At 70.5% G+C, this 2,330-nt stretch carries 4 protein-coding genes; 1 reads left to right on the top strand and 3 read right to left on the bottom strand.

The genetic code is table 11. The features are described from left to right. The coding region (gene dctP, locus RI841_RS16035; protein WP_310706632.1) for a TRAP transporter substrate-binding protein DctP at positions 1-394 on the bottom strand (394 nt) is incomplete at its 3' end. 207 nt (positions 395-601) lie between these two features. Between dctP and RI841_RS16030 the strand changes: the two genes are divergently transcribed. Beyond that, positions 602-1,462 (top strand): EamA family transporter, encoded by an 861-nt coding sequence (locus tag RI841_RS16030; protein WP_310706631.1) that lies wholly within the window; start codon positions 602-604, stop codon positions 1,460-1,462. 1 nt (position 1,463) lies between these two features. On the opposite strand, the gene RI841_RS16025 is transcribed toward RI841_RS16030, so the two are convergent. Further along, positions 1,464-1,997: a DUF192 domain-containing protein gene (locus tag RI841_RS16025; RefSeq protein ID WP_310706630.1), complete on the bottom strand. Its 534-nt coding sequence runs from the start codon at positions 1,995-1,997 to the stop codon at positions 1,464-1,466. 10 nt (positions 1,998-2,007) lie between these two features. Then, positions 2,008-2,330, bottom strand: a 323-nt coding sequence (locus RI841_RS16020) for a TOBE domain-containing protein (RefSeq protein ID WP_310706629.1), incomplete at its 5' end; no start/stop codon positions are given.

Genomic DNA, 2,330 nt, shown 5'->3' with positions numbered 1-2,330 from the left:
CCGCGCCACCGGTCACCGCATCCACGGCATCCAGGTCGGCCATGAAGAAGGGCAGCGAAAAGAGGTTGAGCTCCGGCACCTGGGGCGACCAGTTGATGGTCGAGCCCACGGCGGCGTCGATCAGCCCCGAGCGCATGGCCGAAAACTCCCGGGTCTGGTCGCCGTTGACGAGCTGGGAGTTGGGGTAGACCCGCAGGGTCAGCTCGCCGTCGGAACGCTCTTCCACCAGTTCGGCCCACTTCTCGGCGGCCTGGCCCCAGGGGAAGGCGTCGGGGAGCACGGTGGAGACGGAGAGCTCGCGGGCCTCGACCGAAGAAGAGACAGACAGCGAGAGGGAGACGGCGGCGACACCGGCCAGGGCGGCCAGCCGGGTCGGGTGACGAGACGAGTTCATGGCGTGTCCTTGCAATATCTGGCGCTGGGCAGATCCTTGCGGCAACCTGCCCGGCATTGTTGTCTGGGGCGTCATCGACGCCGCGACCCTCAAGATGCCCTGTCATCCCATGTTCATGCAAGGCAGGCCGCCGCCCTGCCCTGTCCCCGGGTTCAACGCACTTGCTATGCTGTGCTGCTTTTCCCCTTTCCACCCCGAGGAGGCGCCGTGCCGCTCCGAGACCTGGCCCTGGGCCTCGCCGTCATCGTCATCTGGGCGCTGAACATCATCGTCATCAAGCTCGGGGTGGCCGAACTGCCGCCACTGCTGCTGACCACGCTGCGCTTCGCCCTGGTGGCCGCACTGCTGGTGCCCTTCCACCCGGTGGCGCGACACCAGCTGCCCTTCCTGCTGCTGCTCTCGGTGACCTTCGGCTCGCTGCATTTCGCCCTGCTGTTCATCGGCCTGGGCCAGGCCGAGGCCGGCACCGGCGCACTGCTGGTGCAGATGGGCACGCCCTTCGCCACCCTGCTCGCCGTGGTGTTCCTCCGCGAGCGCCTCGGTCCCCGGCGGCTGGCCGGCCTCGTGTTCTCCTTCGCCGGGGTCGCGGTGCTCGCCGGTGGGCCCACCCTGCCCTCGCCACTGCCGACGGTGCTGCTGCTGACCAGTGCCCTGGGTTGGGCCGTCTCGCAGCTGCTGATCAAGCGTGGCCCCAACGTCTCGCCCATGGCGCTCGCCGGCTGGGTGGCGCTGTTTGCCACTCCCCAGGTAGCGCTGGGTTCCTGGTGGTTCGAGCAGGGCCAGTGGCAGGCGCTGACCCAGGCTAGCTGGGCCGGCTGGGGCGCCATCTTCTACACCGCCGTGATGTCGTCCATCGTCGCCTACGGCCTCTGGTACGGCCTGCTGCGTCGCCACCCGGTCAACCGGGTGGTGCCGCTGACCCTGCTGATGCCGGTGCTGGCCGTGCTGCTGGGGGCGGCACTGATGGGCGACAGCCTGGGCCCCCACAAGCTCGCCGGGGGCGGGCTGGTCATCGCCGGGCTGGCGCTGATCGTGCTGCGTATCGGTCCGCGCCGCCCCGCGGGCTGATTCACTGCGCCGCTGGCCCGGCGCAGAGTCCGCCGTCTCCCGGCCAGCTGACGCAGTCGCCCGCCACCACGCCCATCGCCTCGAAGGCGCCGGCATTGAGCTCCAGGGCCGCCCGATAGGGCACCGCGGGGCGCGTCACCGGGCACTCTCCCGGCCGGGAGGACGCGCATGGTTCCATGCGGTGGATCTCGGCGATGCGAGCCGCCTCGTCGATGAAGGCGATATCCAGCGGGATACGCGTACGATACATCCAGAAGCCGTTTCGGGAGGACTGGGAGCGGTCGTAGAGAAACAGCATTCCGGCCCGCTCCGCCAGCCGGTCGCGCTCCATCAGGCCTCGGCTGCGCTCAGAGATGGTGCGAGCCACCTCCACGTCGAGCCGCCGGGGGCCCTGCTCGGCGTGGATCACCAGGGGGACGGTCTCGAGGGCCTGTGGCGCCGAATCGCGCCGGGCCGCGGGCAGGGCACGCGGCAGCAGGGAGGCGGCGGGCAGCAGGACCAAGCCCAGCAGCAGCTGGCGTCGGTTGGCGTTCATGGTGGTCTCCTCAGCGATGGGGACTCTCGGAATGGGGGACAGGCGCGTCGGGCATCAGGTGGATGCCGGCGGCCAGCAGCGAGGCCCCCACCGCCTCGCCGCGAGCCAGGCCGTTGCGGCGCGCCGCATGGGTGGGAAGCTCGAAGCGCAGGGTATCGTCGCAGTGATCGAAGGCGAGTGCCACGGAGGTAATGCCTCCCAGCACGGCCATCTCCACTACCCGGCCCTCGACCGGGTTCTCGCGCTCACCCCGCGAGGGGCGGCCGCGACGGTGGAGGACCACATCCGAGGGCGGCAGGTACCAACTGACCCGCTGCCCCGGGGCCAGTGCCG

This window comes from Halomonas sp. (assembly GCF_031581305.1).
Lineage (GTDB): Bacteria > Pseudomonadota > Gammaproteobacteria > Pseudomonadales > Halomonadaceae > Halomonas.
The sequence above is the reverse complement of the archived record's forward strand: the minus strand, read 5'-3'. Positions and strand labels throughout refer to the sequence as shown.

Coding starts and splice junctions, on each gene's coding strand:
- RI841_RS16025 (WP_310706630.1), bottom strand. CDS start 1,997: ATGAACGCCAACCGACGCCAGCTGCTGCTGGGCTTGGTCCTGCTGCCC.